The 20,063-nt window shown below is 41.0% G+C and carries 17 protein-coding genes, 1 tRNA gene and 1 pseudogene; 7 read left to right on the top strand and 12 right to left on the bottom strand.

All coding sequences use genetic code 11. From position 1 onward, the window contains the following. Positions 1 to 19 precede the first annotated feature (19 nt). Positions 20 to 316 (top strand): DUF2288 domain-containing protein, encoded by a 297-nt coding sequence (locus tag HEQ19_10785; GenBank protein ID WYL99930.1) that lies wholly within the window; start codon positions 20 to 22, stop codon positions 314 to 316. A gap of 135 nt (positions 317 to 451) precedes the next feature. Here the strand turns inward: HEQ19_10785 and HEQ19_10780 are convergent, their stop codons facing one another. The 6 genes from HEQ19_10780 to HEQ19_10755 form a co-directional block, all read right to left on the bottom strand. Next, the gene (locus HEQ19_10780; GenBank protein ID WYM03349.1) at positions 452 to 976 is read right to left on the bottom strand and encodes a YdcF family protein; all 525 of its coding nucleotides are present in this window, start codon (positions 974 to 976) and stop codon (positions 452 to 454) included. A 99-nt stretch (positions 977 to 1,075) separates the two neighbouring features. Next, on the bottom strand, positions 1,076 to 2,302 hold the full coding sequence (locus tag HEQ19_10775; GenBank protein ID WYM03348.1) for a transposase: 1,227 nt from the start codon (positions 2,300 to 2,302) through the stop codon (positions 1,076 to 1,078). A 106-nt stretch (positions 2,303 to 2,408) separates the two neighbouring features. Next, a tRNA-Arg gene (locus tag HEQ19_10770) sits at positions 2,409 to 2,482 on the bottom strand. A 33-nt stretch (positions 2,483 to 2,515) separates the two neighbouring features. Then, positions 2,516 to 3,613 carry a tocopherol cyclase family protein gene (locus HEQ19_10765; GenBank protein WYL99929.1) on the bottom strand — a complete coding sequence of 366 codons (1,098 nt, stop codon included), beginning with the start codon at positions 3,611 to 3,613 and terminating at the stop codon, positions 2,516 to 2,518. Between the two features lie 1,356 nt (positions 3,614 to 4,969). Next, entirely contained in the window at positions 4,970 to 5,797 is an 828-nt protein-coding gene (locus HEQ19_10760; GenBank protein WYL99928.1) for a metallophosphoesterase, read from the bottom strand. 130 nt (positions 5,798 to 5,927) lie between these two features. Beyond that, the gene (locus tag HEQ19_10755) at positions 5,928 to 6,758 is read right to left on the bottom strand and encodes a metallophosphoesterase (protein ID WYL99927.1); all 831 of its coding nucleotides are present in this window, start codon (positions 6,756 to 6,758) and stop codon (positions 5,928 to 5,930) included. Positions 6,759 to 7,100: 342 nt separating this feature from the next. On the opposite strand from HEQ19_10755, the gene HEQ19_10750 reads away from it, so the two are divergent. Both HEQ19_10750 and HEQ19_10745 read left to right on the top strand, forming a co-directional pair. Next, entirely contained in the window at positions 7,101 to 8,270 is a 1,170-nt protein-coding gene (locus tag HEQ19_10750) for a DUF262 domain-containing protein (protein ID WYL99926.1), read from the top strand. A 6-nt stretch (positions 8,271 to 8,276) separates the two neighbouring features. Next, the gene (locus HEQ19_10745) at positions 8,277 to 9,350 is read left to right on the top strand and encodes an MAE_28990/MAE_18760 family HEPN-like nuclease (GenBank protein ID WYL99925.1); all 1,074 of its coding nucleotides are present in this window, start codon (positions 8,277 to 8,279) and stop codon (positions 9,348 to 9,350) included. 98 nt (positions 9,351 to 9,448) lie between these two features. Here HEQ19_10745 and HEQ19_10740 read toward each other — a convergent pair whose 3' ends face one another. Further along, positions 9,449 to 10,663, bottom strand: a complete 1,215-nt coding sequence (locus HEQ19_10740) for an aldehyde dehydrogenase family protein (protein ID WYL99924.1) — start codon at positions 10,661 to 10,663, stop codon at positions 9,449 to 9,451. An 82-nt stretch (positions 10,664 to 10,745) separates the two neighbouring features. Here HEQ19_10740 and HEQ19_30875 point away from each other — a divergent pair, with 82 nt between their 5' ends. The 3 genes and pseudogenes from HEQ19_30875 to HEQ19_10730 all read left to right on the top strand — a co-directional run bounded on the left by HEQ19_30875 (position 10,746) and on the right by HEQ19_10730 (position 14,504). After that, the gene (locus HEQ19_30875) at positions 10,746 to 11,117 is read left to right on the top strand and encodes a transposase family protein (GenBank protein ID WZI67177.1); all 372 of its coding nucleotides are present in this window, start codon (positions 10,746 to 10,748) and stop codon (positions 11,115 to 11,117) included. A gap of 9 nt (positions 11,118 to 11,126) precedes the next feature. After that, positions 11,127 to 11,951 (top strand): ISL3 family transposase, encoded by an 825-nt coding sequence (locus HEQ19_10735; protein ID WZI67176.1) that lies wholly within the window; start codon positions 11,127 to 11,129, stop codon positions 11,949 to 11,951. Between the two features lie 351 nt (positions 11,952 to 12,302). Continuing rightward, positions 12,303 to 14,504, top strand: a pseudogene (locus HEQ19_10730) (response regulator). A 172-nt stretch (positions 14,505 to 14,676) separates the two neighbouring features. Here the strand turns inward: HEQ19_10730 and HEQ19_10725 are convergent. Both HEQ19_10725 and HEQ19_10720 read right to left on the bottom strand, forming a co-directional pair. Continuing rightward, complete coding sequence (locus tag HEQ19_10725; protein ID WZI67175.1) at positions 14,677 to 14,970, bottom strand: hypothetical protein; 294 nt, start codon at positions 14,968 to 14,970, stop codon at positions 14,677 to 14,679. A gap of 3 nt (positions 14,971 to 14,973) precedes the next feature. After that, positions 14,974 to 15,390 (bottom strand): anti-sigma regulatory factor, encoded by a 417-nt coding sequence (locus tag HEQ19_10720; protein ID WYL99923.1) that lies wholly within the window; start codon positions 15,388 to 15,390, stop codon positions 14,974 to 14,976. Positions 15,391 to 15,577: 187 nt separating this feature from the next. On the opposite strand from HEQ19_10720, the gene HEQ19_10715 reads away from it, so the two are divergent. Further along, the gene (locus HEQ19_10715) at positions 15,578 to 16,768 is read left to right on the top strand and encodes a SpoIIE family protein phosphatase (GenBank protein ID WYL99922.1); all 1,191 of its coding nucleotides are present in this window, start codon (positions 15,578 to 15,580) and stop codon (positions 16,766 to 16,768) included. Between the two features lie 446 nt (positions 16,769 to 17,214). Here the strand turns inward: HEQ19_10715 and HEQ19_10710 are convergent, their stop codons facing one another. From HEQ19_10710 to HEQ19_10700, 3 genes are all read right to left on the bottom strand, one after another. Further along, positions 17,215 to 17,577 carry an STAS domain-containing protein gene (locus tag HEQ19_10710; GenBank protein WYL99921.1) on the bottom strand — a complete coding sequence of 121 codons (363 nt, stop codon included), beginning with the start codon at positions 17,575 to 17,577 and terminating at the stop codon, positions 17,215 to 17,217. 94 nt (positions 17,578 to 17,671) lie between these two features. Continuing rightward, complete coding sequence (locus HEQ19_10705) at positions 17,672 to 17,869, bottom strand: hypothetical protein (GenBank protein ID WYL99920.1); 198 nt, start codon at positions 17,867 to 17,869, stop codon at positions 17,672 to 17,674. Positions 17,870 to 18,196: 327 nt separating this feature from the next. Next, positions 18,197 to 20,047 carry an AAA family ATPase gene (locus HEQ19_10700; protein WYL99919.1) on the bottom strand — a complete coding sequence of 617 codons (1,851 nt, stop codon included), beginning with the start codon at positions 20,045 to 20,047 and terminating at the stop codon, positions 18,197 to 18,199. Positions 20,048 to 20,063 lie beyond the last annotated feature (16 nt).

The following is a 20,063-nucleotide window of genomic DNA, read 5'->3' as shown; positions in this document are numbered from 1 at the left end:
TGCTAAAAAATGGGGAGTTATGCCAGATTTAAGAGCAGAAATAACAGCAAGCCTGGATGAGTCCGAGTGGGAATGGTTAATTCCCCATGTCAAACGGGATGCGGTGATTTTGGTGACGAAGGGGCTAAATTTGGTAGATGTAGGCGTAGCGATCGCCAGCGATAATATTCCCGAAGTGCAACAATGGATTAATGCACAATTAATTGCCAAACCTACACCAGCACAGTTGGGAGAATGGAATGAAAATCCCACTAAGCGCTTTGACACTCTCATTGTACAGCCTTATGTTCTGGTACAAGAAATAGCAGCCGCCTAAGCTTTATCTCTGGGCGCAAAGCCTTGCATCTGTGGGCGCAAAGCCTTGCATCTGTGGGCGCAAAGCCTTGCATCTGTGGGCGCAAAGCCTTGCATCTGTGGGCGCAAAGCCTTGCGCCCCTACAGAATAAAACCGTTATTTTTTTGGCTCATCTGCACCAGTGTAACCAGTAGCTACCCAAATTATGGCTCTAGCGCCATCCCGAAGAGATTTTTCGATAGGTTCAGCCTGTTTTTGTGAAGGAACTGGAACTGCTTTAAACTCAATACCCCGACTCCCCAAAACAATATCGGCGATGATACAAGCACGGCGCATATGGAAATCTGAAGTAATTAAATAAACACTCTTGATCCCACGAGCTTGCAAATCATCTACCAACGTGGTAAAATTTGTAACTGTATCCACTGCCTCGTAATCAAGGTGTAGACGCTTGGGATCAACTCCCGCTTTGGCAAACACCTGTTGCGTCGATCTCGGTGGACTACCCCCAGTAATCCAGATGGGTAATTTGGGATTTTCACGCGCAAATTCGGCTGTAAATTTCTCTCGCTCTAAATTTTTTGTAGAACCGCCTAGCACTAATACAGCTTGCGGTTGCACAAATTGGTTTAGCGCTTCTTTGTATCCCCACCACATGAACAACGGTAGGGAAAAAGCCATAAATTTCAAAGATTTACCTGTAAAAAATAGCTTATTCAAGGCTCTATTACTTTGTCTGCTGAGACTAAAATTTTCTCTACCAGATTGACACTCCCCACCCTATAAGGGTGGAGATTCTACATTCACTGACTCGCCGTTAGACAGCAGGCTTGCGCCAACCGCCCAAGAGGGTAAATCTCCTGTAGCGTAAGTTCCGGTGTGCCCCACCGTACTGAGTCCCAATCTCAAAATGTTGATAGCCGCATTGATATCTCTGTCTTCTGAAAATCCACAATGAGGACAAACATGAGTCCTGGTAGACAGAGATTTTTTTACTTTCTGACCACAGTTAGAACAATTTTGGCTCGTGTTATGAGGCGGAACTGCAACAGTTACCTTCCCATATTTATGACCAAAATATTCCAACCAACTGCGGAAAGTATACCAACCAGCATCAGATATTGATTTAGCTAAATGTCGATTACGTACCAGCCCTTTCACATTTAAATCTTCATAGGCTACCAAATCGTTAGATTGGATGACGGAGTATGCTAATCTCTTGCAATACTCTTTTCGCTGCCTACTTACCCTTAAATGTTTACGGGCATATCTATTTCTAGCTTTGTGGTAATTGTTTGATTGTCGTTGTTTGGCTTTTTTTCTATCCTTGCTGAACTTCTGAGATTTTTTGCGATTAGCTCGGCTTAACTGTTTTTCCGACTTACGGTAGAACTGGGGTGAAGGCTCTACATTACCTTTGTTGTCAGCAATAAAGTACTTCAATCCCAAGTCAATACCGACAATCTGATTAGTAGGTTGACTTTCTACCTTAACATCAATGTCTATTGCAAACTGGGCGTAATACCCATCAGCACGACGCACCAATCGCACTCGCTTAATCTGTTTAATGTCATAGTAACCAAGGTCGTATGTTCCCTTTAGCTTCAGGGTTCCAATACCTTTCTTGTCTGAAAAAGTTATAGCCTTCCTATTTTCAGAAAGCTTCCATCCAGATGACTTGTATTCAACTGATCGGCAGTTTTTCTTGAATTTGGGAAACCCTTTCTTGCCCTTAGTCTTCTTCTTGCAATTATCGTAAAACCGAGCTATTGCGCTCCAAGTGCGTTCAGCAGCAGATTGCCTTGCCATTGAGTTGAGTTCATCAGCAAAAGGAAACTCAGCAGCCAATACCGCACAGTATTTATTCAGATCATATCTTCCTATTTTTTCGTTATCCATCCAGTAGCGCAAGCACTTGTTTTGGATGAATTGCGATGTGCGGATAGCTTCATCTATAGCTTGATATTGCCTGTCTTTTCCTTTAAGCTTGAACTCGTAAACAATCATGGATATCGACCAATTAACCACAGTCTTATGTTAGCACAAAATACATAAAGCCGTCGGAGAACGACGGGGTTTTAGACCGAGTTTTTTGATAACTGTTTTGAAAGGACGGGACTGGCCAGGCTCGAACCGGCGACCTAGCGCTTAGGAGGCGCTCGCTCTATCCATCTGAGCTACAGCCCCAAATACGAAGCATATACAATCATAGCAGTACTGTTAGCGCGATCGCCAACAATTGTCCCAAGAACCGCCGCCTACTTCTAATCCACAAAGAAAACTTTGTGCTTTCAGGATTATTGCGGATTTTTGTCCACTTCGTTTTCGTAACTCTAAATTTAACTCACCTTGCATACTGTCTCGACAACAGAAATTTAAACCATTTACCATCGGCGCACGTAGGGGTGTACCCGGTAGATGGGTAGTTCCTGTTAATTCAACCTCATATTCTAAGTTACAAGCTCGCATTTGCCATCTACCCCAAGGCTGAATATCCCAATCAACTTGTGAGTTCCAGGGGACGAATTCATAAAACTTACCTTGATAGTGCAAACCAATCATCGCTACTGATTCCATCCACCACAGTACACCACGCCGTCCACCGCCGGCGGTTAATGCTAAATCGGGAACGCTGACGAAGCTATTACAATTGAGCCAAAACCATTTTTGAGGAAAAGCGCCGCCCCAATTTTTCTCACTATAAGCCGGGGCGTTGGTGAATTCATAAATTTTACCATTCCAGTCAATCCAGCCACTAGCCAAACCGTGAGCCATTAAAATTTGCCAACCGGGTTCAAAAAGCTGTAAAAACGACAGCCAGCCAGCGGTTGACTGCTGTAGGCTATTTTGATTACCCCAGGCGTACACTGGTTGAATTTCGTACTCCCAACGGCAATAATTACCACTAGCAGGATCAGCAATCACTCCCTGATTCAACGTAGCTGTAGCTTGATAGCCTTGTTGAATATGACGTTCAAACTCTACAGGTAGGAGATATAATGGTGGGGTGGCTAGGTTTGTTTTGCCCCAATGACCCAAACCTAAGACATCGCGACTAGCCCAAAATTTCTGCACATCTGGAAAAGTCCGGCATAAATACTCATCATCCGGTCCGAGGATTTGGGCTGCACCCCCGCTGTGGGGTTTACCGCCGATAGGGTCTTCGATAGAGTACATGAAAGCAAAGGTTTGACCACAGTCAGGTAAAGTCACGCGGTAATACCACCCTTCAAAGAAGCGGCGGTTACTACCATCCCAGTGATAACCAGCATGGGGCGTTTGGGTTGTGTTTAGGAAATTTTTGGGAATACTAACCATAGATTTTTGAAATATACGTAGTATGGCTATGCTGACTACATCTAGCTTTTGCTTGGCATTGCCTAGCCTAGCCTACAGATATTTAGCTTAACCCGGCAGAAGCCCCACACCATACCCGAAGTTGGTGTGGGATGAATGACGGGATAAAAACGAGACGCCCTCTAATCTGTTTTACCTGCGGTAAAAAACAATTAGAGGGCAGTTGAGTTTTTATCAATATCTTGAGATAGGTAATCACTTCTTGCTAGAATATATCAGTGACGACAAAGCCTAAAATGCTGGTCTAACATAGTACCAAGAAAACTGAAAATATGGGGTTTTATAGGGAAATGCAATCGTGTATGCGTTGCTGCCTCCTGTAAGTAAAATTTTCAAGGAAACTAGGTTGAACTTGGAATTTTTTTTAAGACCAAGAGTGGGGCAGGGCACGTACCTCACTATAAAATGCTGTAGTGGGAAAAATGGAGTACCACATTCGCGTAGCGTCCCGCAGGGAAAGAAGTTCCTGATATCCTTAACAGGACTCGGAAGCCTACACCACATTGCTTGCAATTGGTGTAGGAGTGTCACATTTTTTCACAAATCCGACTCCTCATCGCACGGGCAAATCAGGGTTTTGGGCGTAGTTCGATATTATTGCAACAAATTAATGATAATAAAGTTTCGTAAATATATTGTTCAGCCGCAAATAAATGATGCTAGATTAAGAGCAAGGTACGAAAAGGTTAAAAGTTCATTCCAAATCGAGATTTAAATGCGTCTAAAAATCTCGAAAAATATGCACGTCAGGCTTTAGCGTGTCTGGACGTTAAGGGATAGTCGCTCCCATGCTCCCGTTGAAACGTCAAGTAATGTCTGGATTTGTCCAGATTTTATGTAGCAGCCTGTACCTCCTGCTCTAATGTACATCGCAACCACTGCTGATTTGTCGCATCCATTGTACGTGTTTTCGCCTTAGATTCTATTGAGTTCTTGTGGAGGTGATAGAATACACAGCCAAAGATGCCTGCCTAGTGGGAATCCAGGATGCGTAGTTCCCAAGATAACGGTTGCGAAGATCATCCACATTAGTTGAGTTAATTTCCTCTGATTTCTCCAATTTTCTCAAATTACAGATTTTATAAACCGCCAAAAGCTGCTGATATGTATCCATCGTAGCTTGAGGCGGTTTAAGTTTTAAGGTTAGTTGTCAGTTGTCAGTTGTCATTTGTCATTTGTCATTTGTCAGTTGTCAGTTGTCATTTGTCATTTGTCATTTGTCATTTGTCATTTGTCAGTTGTCATTTGTAACTACTCTTGACCCTTGACCCTTGACTCTTGACCCTTGACCCTTGACCCTTGACCCTTGACCCTTGCCTAAATTAAGGTAATGACAGTAACTTCAGGTGGGCAAAATAGGCGTCCTGGTCGATAAGTTCCTAAGCCGCGATTGACATATAATTGGTTGTTTTCTACATTATGAAACCCCTGGGACCATTCCCAATATCGGACGACTTTGTAAGAGTCTCCTAGGAGAAATGGCACCCAACGCCGCAGTTTTATGGGAAGTTTTTTCAGGAATCTTTTATAATAAAGTACCGCAGGGCCAATCCCTGGAATGACGATGTGACCTCCGTGGGTATGGCCAGATAGCTGCAAATCTACTCGCCATTTTTGCAATATCTTGGCTGTGTCTGGGTTGTGGGATAATACAATCCTGGGTGTGGCGGAGTCTAGTTGCTTCATCACTGGTGCGGGGTTAAATTCTTGGGACCAATAATCAGCTAGTCCTACCAATGGTAATTCTTTTCCTAGTGGATAGGCGATTTCATTCCAAAGCACATGAACCCCAATGTTAGTAAACGCGCCTGTAACTTCTGCTTTGGAGTGTCCGTAATATATATCGTGATTGCCGAGTACAGCATAAATACCACAGCGGCTTTCCAGATGCTTGAGTCGGTGTGCCAGTTGATGTATTGGGCTGGGATCGTCGGTTACATAGTCGCCTGTTAATAGAACTAAATCAGGTTCAGCTTCGTTACTAAATGCGATCGCCTGTTTTAACATATCTTCTGACAGCCGCACACCATCGTAATGAAAATCTGATAGTTGTACTAACTTTGTACCTTGCAAAGACGCAGGTAAATCTGCAATCTTAACCGTGATTTTATCTACTCTTAAATGTCCCGTAAATAACCAATGCATAGCGCAACAGACACTCCTCATAGCAGCGCTTTCAGCTTACCAAAAATCAAAATGTATCTTGCGTTTCTACAATAACTTATGTCATTAAATTAAAATTAAATTATCAACTTGTGTTGAATATCATGCTAGACTACTGTATTTCTAGGGTAATGATAGTGACTTCTGGTGGGCAAAATAAACGTCCTGGGGAATAAGTTCCCAAGCCACGATTGACATATAGTTGATTTTGTCCGACTTGATATAAACCCTGTGACCATTCCCAATTGCGAGTTAGAGCGTACTGTCTGATTAAACAGGGAAGCAAATACCTGATCGTTCTGGGTATTTTTTTCACAATCTTTTTGTAACAAAGCACCGCAGGACCGATTCCGGGGATGACGATTTGGCCCCCGTGGGTATGACCAGATAATTGCAAATCAACTCGCCATGTTTGCAATATCTTTGCAGTCTCAGGGTTGTGAGATAACACAATTCGGGGTGTGGTGGGGTCTAGCTGGTTCATCACGGGCGCAGGATTGAATTCTTGTGAGCGCACATCCGCTAGTCCCACCAATGGTAATTCATTTCCTAGTGGATAGGCGATTTGATTCCAAAGAACGTGAACTCCAATTCTCGTCAAAGCTTCTGTAATTACTGCTTTTGAGCTTCTGTAACATATATCGTGGTTCCCCAGCACAGCATAGATACCAGCGCGACTTTGAAGATTTTTGAGTCGCAGCACTAACCTGTAAATCGGTTCAGGAGTTGTGGTTACGTAGTCCCCGGTCAGTAGAACTAAATCTGGATTAGCTTGATTGCTAACGGCGATCGCTTGTTCTAACATCTCTTCTGACAAGCCGAAACCATCATAATGAAAATCAGACATCTGCACCAGCTTCTTACCTTGTAGAGACGTGGGCAAACCTGCAATCTTAACCGTCAACGTCTCTGTACTCAACGGCCCAGATAACAACCAGTGCATAAGACGCTTAATATTCCTTAATCATAGCGCTTTTAGCTTAACCAAAAAATTATCCGCTTGCCTGTAGGAATCGGCACAACTTTTTGATAATTTCATGAAATCTGGAGGTTTTTTATGTATTTGTACTTGGGGACTTACGATTAAGGTCTTCGGATATTATCTGTAGGCGGAGGGATCAACGTTATTACCGAGTCTAGGGGGAGTAAGTTCAAAAAACCACAAGGTCAAAAGGCTTGTGTCGATTAAACCAGAGAGTTTACATTTACGATCAGGAAAGCGCTAGGCTATATTCAGCAGATTTTATTATGTTTCACTATGCTACTTTTGTCGAGGATGTAGTAAATGCAACTAGCACCAACTGAAACCAGGATGTGGGAAGAATCACCCTCTGCAAACCGCATCCAAATGTCTGATAATGATATCAACGCTAAGTATGAATCTGGGGAGCAAAGAATACTCACTGAGATGAATCGAGAAAAGCTACCAAGCTTTGTTGAAGCATTAAAGAAGCCTGGGTATATGGATGTTCGCCCTTTTTACCAAAGAAGAGATCGATGGGATACAAAGAAGCAATCGCGATTGATCGAATCTTTTTTGATCAACATTCCTGTTCCGCCAATCATTCTTTACGAAAAAGAGTTTAATTTTTATGAAGTAATGGATGGTCAACAAAGAATTACCGCTTTGCGGGATTTTTATGAAAACCGTCTTAAATTAACAGGACTCGAACTCTGGACAGAACTTAATGGACGTACCTATGCTACGCTTCCTACGAAAATTAAAGCCGGGATTGATCGTCGCTCTATCTCATCTATAGTTCTGATTACAGAGTCAAAATCAAATCTTGATGAGGAGTTTCTTTTAAAGCAACTTGCATTTGAGCGTCTGAATACTGGTGGTGTCGCTCTAAGTCGGCAGGAGGTACGTAACTGTTTATATTATGGTAAGTTTAATCAACTATTACTGGACTTGACAACTAATTCCATTTTTGCAGAAGCTTGGGGAATTCCCATAGGAAATAATGAAGAAATTGCTGAAAATAACCTATATAAAAAGATGGAAGATGTGGAATTAGTTCTTCGCTTTTTTGCATTACGCCATGTGGAGGATTTTCGTAGGGGTATGGAAGGATTTCTTGACCTCTATATGGTAAAAAGTCTCAAGTTTTCAGATGAAGATATTGATATACTGAAGAATATTTTTATTCAGACTATAAATTTAGCACACCAAGTCTACGCAGAGAAATTATTTAAACCTTTTGATCCTCATGCAGACACCTGGAAAGATAAATCTTATAAAGCTTATTATGATGCTGTTATGGTTGGATTTAGTAGACAATTGGCAAATAAGGATATTTTAGTTGGGCGACAGTCACGAATAATTGAGGAAACACAGAGGCTGTTTAGACAAGATACTTCAAAACTATTTACAGGTGGTGGAAAAACTAAGACGGATATTCAGGAGCGAATCCAACAGTTCGATAATATGCTCTCGCAAATCATCGCCGAGTAAACAGCGATGTTTCAAAATCTTCTCTTGACAGCGGCGGGTAATATCTCTGCTATCCGTTCCATTATTAAAACCAACGATAGGCTGAGAGAAATTGCTTTTGGATCTAGTGCTTTAACAAAGTATCAATGGCAAGAAGAGACGAAATTCATCCTGAATACTTTAATGCAAGATATCCCTAAAGTAAGAGAGTGGCGAGTGTATGATCACTGTGCTGTAGTCACACGACTATATGCTATTTATGAGCGTTTTGTTGAAGACTTAGTGAGCGATTGGTTATTACTTCTACCAGGATTATTTCCAAACTATTTAGACCTGGAAGAAAAAATCCGAAATACTCACCAGAGAGGGGTGGGCAGATTGTTGCTTGATTTGAATAAAAATAGATATAAACACCTATCTATTGAAGAAGTTATTCGCGGGTTATTTAATGGAAGTATTGGTAAACAAGAATATGAGTTATTGCGAGATGCATTTCTCCTACATGAAGAAAATTTACGCAAAGACACTTTAGATAAATTATTGGCTGATGCTGGTATACCAAATGCTTGGATATGGGTTGAAAAGCATAGAGCGATGCAGTATTTTGTCAAAGAAATTAGGGCAAATGAAAACACTGCGGAAGGAGAATTGAATGAATTAATTAGTTATCGTAATGACGCTGCTCACGGAGCAGTCATAGACGATTTCCTTAGTTCTAGTGCTTTGATAGAACTGTGCGATTTTATTGAGACTTTGTGTCAAGCACTTGCGGAGTTGGTAACTTATAAGGTGATTGAGCGGAAAAAATCAATAGATGAGCTTAGGGATATAGGTCGCATTACAGAATGGTTTAAGAGTCCTAAAGCTGGAGTTGCAAAGGTTGAAAAAACTATGTTATCCGTAGGAGAAAGCATTTATTTGGTAAACGAAAAGCTTGCTTACTGTCAGTTGGTAAAAATTGAGAGTATTAAGACAACTGAGGACGGAAAAGATCTTGATAAAGACCAGGTAGAAATAATTGGTGAAAGTGAGATTGGTTTGAAGTTTGATGTAGACGCCAGAAAAGATTTGTGCTTATATCAATACAAAACTGACTTATAAAATGTCGCTGTGATTTTAATATGGTAGGGGCGCAAGGCCTTGCGCCCCTACTATCAATTGTCCAAAGTCATTCGTCAGTCATTGGAATATGCAGGTATTTACAACTTAATTGTCACAGTTTTGACTTCAGTATATTGCTGCAAGCCATACTCACCGAGTTCCCGACCAATACCCGATTGCTTAAATCCGCCGAAGGGTGCAGCGGCGTCGAATACGTCGTAGCAGTTTACCCAAATAGTACCAGCGCGGACATTGTTAGCGATCGCGTGGGCTTTTGTGATATCCTGAGTCCAGACAGCGGCGGCGAGTCCGTACATTGTGGCATTCGCTCGTTGAATCACCTCATCAATGTCTTTAAATTTGATGATGCTGATCACCGGACCGAAGATTTCTTCTTGGGCAATTTTCATATTGTCCTGGACATCGGCAAAGACTGTCGGTGCAATGAAGAAACCACGTTCCCCAACCCGATTACCTCCAGATAGCATCTGGGCACCTTCCCGTATCCCGGACTCTATATAACTCATCACCCTATCAAATTGGTCTTGATCTACCTGGGGACCTTGTTCCGTCTCGGGATCAAAAGGATTGCCAACAACGCGCTGCTTAGTTCGTTCTACTACCTTAGCAACAAAATCGTCATAGAATTTTTCCTCAACGAACAACCGCGAACCCGCGCAGCAGCACTGACCTTGGTTAAAGAATATCCCATCGTATGCACCTGTAATTGCCGCATCGATATCAGCATCAGCAAAGACAATATTGGGACTCTTACCACCAAGTTCTAAAGTGACACGCTTGAGGTTACTTTTAGCAGCGGCTTCCATAATCAGATGTCCGACCTCAGTCGAACCAGTAAAAGCCACTTTGTCAATATCCATGTGACGAGCGATCGCCGCCCCAGCTGTTGGGCCATATCCTGATAAAATATTCACCACACCAGGGGGGAAACCAGCCTCAATAATTAACTCACCCACCCGCAGGGCTGACAAAGGCGTCTGTTCAGCCGTTTTCATCACCACAGTATTACCTGTTGCTAAAGCTGGTGCTAGCTTCCAAGCCTGCATCAATAAGGGGAAATTCCACGGGATAATCTGACCAACCACACCCACAGGTTCATGGCGCGTATAACAGAAGTAAGGCCCGTTAATGGGAATAGTTTTACCCTGTACCTTATCAGCCCAGCCAGCATAGTAGCGATAGCAGCCAATAACTAATCCTAAATCACCTAAAGAATCTTGCAGTGGTTTACCATTATCTAAAGTTTCCAGGCGCGCTAACTCATCAATATTCGCCTCGATTAGGTCTGCCAATTTGGGTTCTTGGGTACTTAGCGTGCTAAAATGTTAAGATATTTTTTAATAATGTTTAATAAAATAAATTATGAAACGAATAATGACTCAACTCCTAAATTTGCCTGAAGTATTAGTAGAATCAAGCCTACAAGAGGGTCAAGTCCTAATTCTATCAGTAGGTAAAAAAGCGAAAAGTGCATCGTGCCCACACTGTGGTCAAAACTCAAGACATTTACATCAAAATCAAAAATGTTTAGTGAAAGATTTACCGATGGGGGATTTTGAAGTAATACTGAATGTCAATAGACGAAGATTCAAGTGTAAAAAATGCCGAAAAACATTTAATGAAAAGCTAGATTTTCTAGGAGCAAGAAAGAGGTATACATACCGATATGCGGAATATATTATCAAACAAGTGATTAATAGTAATGTAAGTAATGTGGCAAGAAATAATGGACTAACTAATGAATAAGTCATATCAATGCTTGAAGATGTAGCTAAAAATGTGATGCCAATAGATGTCAAAGATTTAAGAAGATTAGGAATAGATGAAATTAGTTTGGTCAAAGGACAAGGAAAATTTATTGTCGTGCTAGTAGATATAGATTCAGGTAAATTGATAGGTTTAGTAAAAGAAAGAAAACAAATTGAAATCAAAAAAACCATGAGAATGTGGGGAGAAAAAGTTTTGTCACAAATAGAAGAAGTAAGTATTGATATGACAGGCAATTATAAATCTTTAATTGAGAAGATTTGTCCAAACGCCCTTGTAACGGTAGATAGGTTCCATGTTACTAAATTAGTACATGAAGAATTAAATCGAGCTAGGATAGCAGAAAATAAAATAGCATCTGAGTTAAATGCCCCGGAAAGAAAAAAAGTATTTGAAAGTTTAAAAGGAAATAAATTTACAATTCTAAAAGCCGAGAATAAGCTCACCGAAAAGCAAAAAGATAAATTAAATAGAATTAAACAAGCTTCTCCTTTAATAGCTAGAATGCATTCATTAAAAGAAGATTTTCACAATTTATTTGAAGACAATAAAAATGTGGTAACGGGAACGCTAGAATTAATCAATTGGTTAAAAAAAGCTGAACCATATTATCAAAGAAGTGTGCAGACAATTAAACGGTGGTTTGGAGAAATAGTCGGATATTTTGAACGAAGGACTACCAGTGGAGTAGTAGAAGGAATAAATAATAAACTGAAGTTAATAAAGCGAAGTGGATTTGGATTTAGAAACTTTCGTAATTTTGAGATTAGAGCTTTACTTTCTTGGCATTATCCTATCAATTTAGCACGCTAAGTACGCAAGAGCCGTTTACTTTACAAGCAAATAGGAAAACCTCTCACCGTTTGGTCTGGGGTTGGAGGAGAGTAAGGAGTAATACCGTTTCACTTTAAGTATGATACAAATACGTTGGTAGGGGCACGGCAATGCCGTGCCCCTACTGGCTTCTATATGTATCAGAGTTTTGGTGAAATGGTATAAGGTGCGTCAGATTTGAGTTTTTCATGATGAACCACAGATTTTTGGCATCTGACACACCCTACAAATGTGCTGAGTGGGGGATTTTCAAGTTCCGAAGCTGAAGTTTCAAGTTCCAAACTCGAAGTTTCAAGTTCCGAAGCTGAAGTTTCAAGTTCCAAACTCGAAGTTTCAAGTTCCAAACTTGTAATTCCCATTTTCCTCAAAGATCAACTTTGGGGGCTACTAATTGCTCATCAGTGTACCCACACTCGCCAATGGACTAGCTGGGAAGTTGAACTTTTGCAATCCCTATCTGACCAAATAGGTATTGCTTTAGCCCAAGCCAAGCTACTGGAAGCAGAAACTCGTCAGCGACAAGAACTAGAAAGCGCCCGTCGCCAAGCCGAATTAGCTTCTCAATCCAAAAGCAATTTTTTGGCGAACATGAGTCATGAAATTCGTACGCCGATGAACGCTGTATTGGGGATGACTGGCTTACTTTTAGAAACTCCCCTGAACCCAGAACAACGAGATTTTTTAGAAACAATTCGCGTGAGTGGAGATGCTCTTTTATATTTAATTAACGAAATTTTGGATCTTTCTAAGCTAGAAGCTGGGGAAATGATGCTGGAAACTCTAGATTTTGACTTATCCACTTGTGTGGAAGAAATTTTAGAATTGTTGGCTCCCCAAGCTCATAATAAAGGATTAGAACTTGCCGCCTTGATTGATCGCAATGTTCCTACTTACCTCCAAGGTGATGGTAGTCGCCTACGACAAGTATTAATGAATCTGATAGGTAACGCCATCAAATTTACCAGCACCGGAGAGGTAGTTCTGCGAGCTGAACTGAAATCAGAAACCCATAATCAAGCTACCATCCACTTTGCTGTTACAGATACGGGTATTGGTATTAATCTTGAAGATCAAAAGAAACTATTTCAAGCATTTACCCAAGTAGATGCTTCGATAAAGCGTAAATATGGTGGCACCGGTTTAGGATTAGCTATCTGTCAACAATTGGTCACTTTGATGGGTGGAGAAATCGGGGTGAACAGCAACATGGGTCAAGGATCTCAATTTTGGTTTGAGCTACCTTTTGTCAAGCAATCTCCGCCTATTTCCCCTGCTAAAGAACCCGAAACGCTCACTCATCGACGCTTGTTAGTGGTGGATGATAATAGTACTAATCGCAAAATTATCTACCACCAGGCTACCCGTTGGGGAATGCACGTGGATGAGGCTGCTTGTGCGGCTACTGCTCTCAAAGCTTTAGAACAATCTGCCAATCAGGGAATACCTTATGATATTGCTTTGATTGATATGCAAATGCCAGATGTAGATGGACTGACCCTAGGAGAACAAATTAAGGCAAATTCTGCTATTGCTGATGTCCCTTTAATTATGTTGACCTCTACTAATCAAAGAGAAGAAGTACAAAGGGCGCTGAAAATAGGATTTGCTAGTTATTTGGTCAAGCCAGTCAAGCTATCTAGACTATTCGAGACCATAATCAATATTTTAGGAAGCCAAGCGAAATTAGATAATTTTGATGTCATCCCAATTGAGAAACTTTCTATGCAACTAGAACAGATAACTACTTCTGGTAAATCGAAGTTAAAATTGCTGATAGCAGAAGATAATCTAGTAAATCAAAAAGTTCTTCTGAAGCAGATCCATAACTTAGGTTACGATGCTGATGCAGTAGCCAATGGTCAAGAAGTTTTAGAGCTATTAGATAAAATTCCCTATGATTTGATTCTCATGGATTGTCAAATGCCAATTTTGGATGGTTTAGAGACTACAAAAGAAATTCGTCGTCGGACAGCAAGCTCATTTGCTAGTAGCCAGCAACCTGTTGTCATTGCTATCACAGCTAATGCGATGAAAGAAGACCAACAAAGCTGTTTAGAAGCAGGTATGGATGACTATCTGAGCAAGCCGGTAGCTAAAGATAAATTAGCAGCGTTGCTAGAGCATTGGAGTCAGATAATACATACACCAGAGCTAATAACTATTTCCAGTCCAACAGTTTCTACTACAGATAGCAATTTGCTCGAACTCCCACTTAATTGGGAACACTTACATCAACTATCAGAAAACAACCAAGAATTTGAGTTAGAATTATTAGCAATATTCGTTGAAGATAGCAAGTCTCATGTAGAAGCAACCAAAGCCGCGATCGCATCTTATGATTTTGATAAACTTGGACGCGAAGCCCATCATATCAAGGGTTCCAGTGGTAATATCGGAGCTACAACTATGCAGCAAGCCGGAGAAAAACTAGAACGACTAAGCCGTCAACAGCAGTTAGTTGGTACATCTGATTTAGTCGCCGAGTTAGAAGCATTTATCAACCGCATTCAAGTATTTTTAAGTAATTCGTAATTCGTAATGGGATACGCCCCGCTACGCCCCGCTACGCTAACGTAATTTGTAATTCCGAATTTTTGGGTTTAATTTCAATACGGTTCCAGTACGCTTGGTGCTTGCGCGTAGCGTCTGTCTACGACACGCTCCGAACCTAGAGAAGGAGAATTAATTTTTAAGTTTTTTAGGCTTAACCAAGCAATATTGAGGGTATTAGGACATGATATGACCAATGACCAATGACCAATGACCAATGACCAATAACAAATAACAAATGACAAATGACAAATGACAAATGACCAATGACCAATGACCAATGACCAATGACCAATGACCAATGACCAATGACCAATGACCAATGACCAATGACCAATGACCAATGACCAATGACCAATGACCAATGACCAATGACCAATGACCAATGACCAATGACCAATGACCAATGACCAATGACCAATGACCAATGACCAATGACCAATAACAAAAATTAATATTTTTTACTAATAAATAAACAATAACGGTTATCGCCTGTTGGCTCATAACTCAACTTGTCTACAAGTTTAGACATAATTTTTAAACCCCGCCCCCGCTCTTGATAATTATCTTCTAATTCGAGAGTTTGTTGTAATTGTTGAGTTAAATCAAAGGCTGGTCCATAAGACCAAATACGTATTTCGATATGTTCACTGAATCTTAAAGCCTCTAATTCTATCGGCGTTTCTACGGACAAATTCTTGTGAGCATGTTCAACAATGTTAATAAAGCCCTCTACCAGTAGTGTTTGCAATTGCCACCAAATTGTATTGTCAGCAAAAGGTGGTTGATTCACCTGCTCAAACCAAGATAAAATCTCATCTTCAGCATTGATATCTGTATTAACTTTGAGATAAATTTTCTTGGTCATTATTAACTCCTAATTTTTATAATCAGTGTATAATCGAAAGAATTGAAAATGACTGGCTCAGTTTTTATATCAGGGAAATACAAAAAATAACAAACCAGAAGCATTTAACAAAAAATTAACTATTAAATAATTGTAACATACAATTATTTAATAGTTAATTAATAATCATGTGATTTTATTACGATTTATGTTGAAAATTCTGATTATTGATGATGATCCGATATTGCGATTCGCACTCAAAAGAGCGCTGGAAAATCAAGGTTATGATACCACCATAGTCAGTAACGGAGAAGATGGACTATTAGAAGCAAAAAGATTACGTCCCGCGCTGATTATTTGTGATTGGGTAATGGCGCAGATGGATGGTTTAGAAGTGTGTCGCCGCATAAAGACTGATCCAGAGTTAGCAACAACTTTTTTTATTCTACTGACTGCAAAAGGAGCAGCGCCAGGAGAAGAAGGAGACAGGGTTAGAGGACTAGATGCAGGAGCAGATGAATTTGTTTCTAAACCGGTAGAAATTAATGAATTGAAGGCTAGGGTAAGAGCAGGGATAAGGTTACATCAGTTAAACCAAGATTTGCAGGCTCAAAAGCAAGCTTTAGAAGAACTAAACCAAAATCTACACCAGCAAAAGCAAATTTTAGAAGCTGAACTAGCAGAAGCGGCTGATTATGTGAGATCACTTTTACCACTTCCATTGGTAGGAACAATAAGTATAGACGCTTTATTTGTTCCCTCAGCGCAGTTGGGGGGTGATTGCTTTGACTACTACTGGATTGATGATGATAATTTAGCAATTTATTTATTAGATGTATCAGGGCATGGAGTTGGTTCAGCGCTACTGTCTGTATCTGTGTTGAATATCTTGCGATCGCAGTCTTTACCCAATACTAATTTTTGTCAACCTAGTGAAGTTTTAAATGCCCTCAATACCGCGTTTCAAATGAGTAATCACAGTGACAAGTACTTTACCATTTGGTATGGAGTTTATCATCGCGTTAAACAACAACTAGTTTATGCCAATGCTGGACATCCAGCACCTTTACTACTATCTGCCAAAAATCCCCCAAGCATCGACATACAAAAACTAAATTCTCTGGATATTCCCATAGGCTTTGTGCCAGATATTGAATTTAAAAATGCTGTTTTAGAAATACAAACAAACAGCAGCTTATTTATTTTTAGTGATGGCGCTTACGAAATCCCTGTACCAAATGGCAAAATTTGGGGTTTCGAGGCTCTGGAGAATTTGCTCTTCAACTGTCAACAGACAAACACTACTCATCTCAATGAAGTATTGGCTCAGATTATGACCTTGAGCCACAACGATAATCTTGATGATGATTTGTCTTTACTACGAGTTAAATTTGATTGATACAAATAGAATACAGAACTTAAGCAACCATAGGATTCCTATTTTAGTTTTTCAAATAATACGTATGGTGGGCAATACCCACCATATCCCAATACGCTTAGTGTTAGCGCCAAAAACCTTGATATACGTCAAACGATTTTGGATTTTGGATTTTGGATACTTCTCTACGTTCGCGTAGCGTGTCGCAGACAGAGGCTACGCCAACGACTTCCCTGCGGGACGCTGCGCGAACGCTCAGTACAAGTTTTGGATACTTCGACTTCGCTCAGTACAAGTTTTGGATTGACCCCGACCACAAGGGGCAAACAATTTTAGATTTTGGATTAAATCTAAAATCTAAAATTCTGCGGGGCCTGCAAGGAACCGAAACAATCTAAAATCTAAAATTGGCTTGGTAAGCTAAAAGCTTACTAGACAGGCTTTTAACCCATTTCAACGCTCAAAATTTAGCTTATAAGAACATGACTATTCAATTCTTCTCTATTTTTAACTACTTGCTCAAGTTTCTCAAATTCTTCTCTATCTTTAAGGATTTGCATAATTCGATCCATTTTAGTTAGCTCAAATAACATTTGAACTTGATTATTCACAGAACAGATATAGAGTTTTTTATTGCTTTTTCTGACAAATTGCATCGTTGAAACTAAAGCACCTAAACCAGAACTATCGATCAACTGAACATTTTTGAGATCAATCAATACAATATCGATACCACTAGTCATAACATATTCAATTTCGCGCCTAATTTCATTACCTTTGGCTGCATTTAAGGTTCCTATTGGTTCAAGTATTTGAAAATTATCGTTCATAGTTTTTGCTCAGTGATGGATGGTCTAATTTTATTCTTTATTCGGTATTTTTCCCAATCACAATGACAGTTTTGTAACTGTCATTGAGTGTTATTTATTTATCATCTAAAATATCTGGAGATGGCTGCCAGATAGATGCATAAATTACTGCCCAAAGTAAGGATAAAATATAGATAGCCCATGCGCCGTTGATTAGGTAAACCCAAGGTGTCTCTAGCTGACCAATAGCAAAGCGGTAAAGGCTCCATAATATGCCTAAAATCGTCAAAATAAAGAAAAATAATTGTGGCACAATTAGCTGAAAATAGAGGGTCTTGCGTACTTAGCGTGCTAAATTTTTTGAAAAATAAGCTTGCGCCCCTATGTTCCACGGTTGTTAAAAAGTTTTCTAGTTATAACTAGGTTACTTCTTTATACATAAAAAAATCTAATTTACACCATGTAAAAGACACTGAATCCACAAAGAGGCGATCGCATTCTCATCTATGCAAACTTACGCAGACAAATCCCCCAACCCGCTCACCAGCAGATTGGAGAAAAGGGACTGACGACTGGAAAACAATTCCCCAGTCCCCAGTCCCCAGTCCCCAGTCCCCAGCCCCCAGTCCCCAGTCCTCTGTTAACCTGGACGTTGCTCGGTTAACACTTGATAGGCATAATTAAAATCATCAGTTGTAATCTTGATATCAGCAGGGTCTGTCAGACCTTGAGTGCGGAAACGGCGAATTGCTTCGACAGCGGCTTGATTACACAGCAATGTCAAATCAGCACCATTCCAACCCTTAGTCATTTGTGCCCAATATTGCAAATCCACATCTTGTAATGGTCGTCCTTGGCTATGGACTTGCAAAATCGCCAACCGGCTGGCTAAATCTGGTAAATCGACCTTCATCTGTAAATCTAAGCGTCCGGCTCGCAATAAAGCTGGGTCGAGTGCATCAGGTCGATTTGTCGCGCCGATTACTAAGATAGTGCTGCCCACCTGTAACCCATCTAACTCAGTGAGTAATTGCCCAACGACGCGATCGCTCACTCCCGAATCACCATTGTAACTGCCTCGCGCCGGGGCTAAGGTATCAATTTCATCAATAAATACGACGCAGGGGTCGGCTTGTCGCGCTTTGGCGAATAATTCCCGTACAGCTTGTTCACTGGCGCCCACCCAACGACTGAGTAACTCTGGCCCGTTGACACCGATAAAATTAGCTCTGGCTTGGGAAGCTACAGCTTTTGCCAATAAAGTTTTACCAGTTCCCGGTGGTCCCCACAATAAAATCCCCTTGGGCGCTAGTGCTTTGGTCTGGAGGTAAAGTTCTGGATACAGTAACGCCCCTTCTACTGATTCCCGCAAAGTTTGCTTAATGCTATCCAAACCGCCAATATCTTCCCAAGCGATATGGGGAACTTCCACTTCCACACTCCGCAGCACCGCTGGTTTGATTTCTTTGAGGGCTTGTAAGAAATCAGTTTGGTTAACTGTCATGTTGTCGGGAATTTGCCCATCTATCGAAGGAATCTGGCGACGCAAAGCTGTATAAGCCGCTTTTTGACAGACAGCTTTCAAATCGGCACCCACAAATCCTACAGCCCGTTCCGCGATAAAATCGAGGTCAACTGTATCATCCAAGGGCATAGCACGGGAGAGAATTTGCAAAATTTCTTTACGTCCATTGCAGTCTGGGATGCGAAACTGAACTTCGCGGTCAAATCTTCCGGGACGGCGCAGGGCGGGATCGAGATGGTCGGGGCGATTTGTCGCAGCCAGAACAATCACACCTTGGCTGTGAGAGAAACCATCCATTAAGCTCAACAGTTGAGCCACCAGACGTTTTTCCACTTCCCCTTCTACAGCACTACGGTCTGGGGCTAAACTATCTATTTCATCAATAAAGATAATACAGGGTGCATTTTTTGCAGCTTTTTCAAAAATCCCCCGCAGCCTTTGTTCAGCCTCACCGTAGTATTTACTGATGACTTCAGGCCCCACCAGCGCAATATAGTTAACACCGAGTTCATCAGCCAAAGCGCGAGCGGTCAAAGTTTTGCCCGTACCAGGCGGTCCCACTAATAATACGCCTCTTGTGGCTTCTAGTCCCAATTTAGCCAGCAAATCAGGGCGTTTTAAAGGAATAGCAATCAGTTCCTTAAGTTCCTTCAGAACCTCACCCAGTCCCCCAACATCCTTGAGAGAATGATCTGAAGACCCAGCAGGTGGTGTGATGGGGGGGTCAGATGCACCTCCATTTCCACCACCAGAACCAGAATTAGCAGGTGGTTGAGTGCGGAAGCGACTTGTACCCACATCATTACCCATATTATTAGGACGCGGCATATTCCCATGACGAGGAATACTACTCAAGGGACGGGAGTTAATTTGCACATCTGTCTTGATTTCTCCCTTTTCCATCTTTTCTTCTAAAGTCTTCACCAATTCGACTAACTGCTCAAAACCCTTAAATAACTCACTCATAAAATCATCCCTCTAC

Origin of the sequence: Gloeotrichia echinulata CP02, from assembly GCA_038087035.1 — a bacterium.
GTDB classification, from domain to species: domain Bacteria; phylum Cyanobacteriota; class Cyanobacteriia; order Cyanobacteriales; family Nostocaceae; genus Gloeotrichia; species Gloeotrichia echinulata.
The sequence above is the reverse complement of the archived record's forward strand: the minus strand, read 5'-3'. Positions and strand labels throughout refer to the sequence as shown.

What these genes read in the sequence shown, in the direction of transcription:
- HEQ19_10785 (WYL99930.1), top strand. Translation starts at nt 20, where the DNA reads ATGCCAGATTTAAGAGCAGAAATAACAGCAAGCCTGGATGAGTCCGAG.
- HEQ19_10780 (WYM03349.1), bottom strand. Translation starts at nt 976, where the DNA reads ATGGCTTTTTCCCTACCGTTGTTCATGTGGTGGGGATACAAAGAAGCG.
- HEQ19_10775 (WYM03348.1), bottom strand. Translation starts at nt 2,302, where the DNA reads ATGATTGTTTACGAGTTCAAGCTTAAAGGAAAAGACAGGCAATATCAA.
- HEQ19_10765 (WYL99929.1), bottom strand. Translation starts at nt 3,613, where the DNA reads ATGGTTAGTATTCCCAAAAATTTCCTAAACACAACCCAAACGCCCCAT.
- HEQ19_10760 (WYL99928.1), bottom strand. Translation starts at nt 5,797, where the DNA reads ATGCATTGGTTATTTACGGGACATTTAAGAGTAGATAAAATCACGGTT.
- HEQ19_10755 (WYL99927.1), bottom strand. Translation starts at nt 6,758, where the DNA reads ATGCACTGGTTGTTATCTGGGCCGTTGAGTACAGAGACGTTGACGGTT.
- HEQ19_10750 (WYL99926.1), top strand. Translation starts at nt 7,101, where the DNA reads ATGCAACTAGCACCAACTGAAACCAGGATGTGGGAAGAATCACCCTCT.
- HEQ19_10745 (WYL99925.1), top strand. Translation starts at nt 8,277, where the DNA reads ATGTTTCAAAATCTTCTCTTGACAGCGGCGGGTAATATCTCTGCTATC.
- HEQ19_30875 (WZI67177.1), top strand. Translation starts at nt 10,746, where the DNA reads ATGACTCAACTCCTAAATTTGCCTGAAGTATTAGTAGAATCAAGCCTA.
- HEQ19_10735 (WZI67176.1), top strand. Translation starts at nt 11,127, where the DNA reads ATGCTTGAAGATGTAGCTAAAAATGTGATGCCAATAGATGTCAAAGAT.
- HEQ19_10720 (WYL99923.1), bottom strand. Translation starts at nt 15,390, where the DNA reads ATGACCAAGAAAATTTATCTCAAAGTTAATACAGATATCAATGCTGAA.
- HEQ19_10715 (WYL99922.1), top strand. Translation starts at nt 15,578, where the DNA reads ATGTTGAAAATTCTGATTATTGATGATGATCCGATATTGCGATTCGCA.
- HEQ19_10710 (WYL99921.1), bottom strand. Translation starts at nt 17,577, where the DNA reads ATGAACGATAATTTTCAAATACTTGAACCAATAGGAACCTTAAATGCA.
- HEQ19_10700 (WYL99919.1), bottom strand. Translation starts at nt 20,047, where the DNA reads ATGAGTGAGTTATTTAAGGGTTTTGAGCAGTTAGTCGAATTGGTGAAG.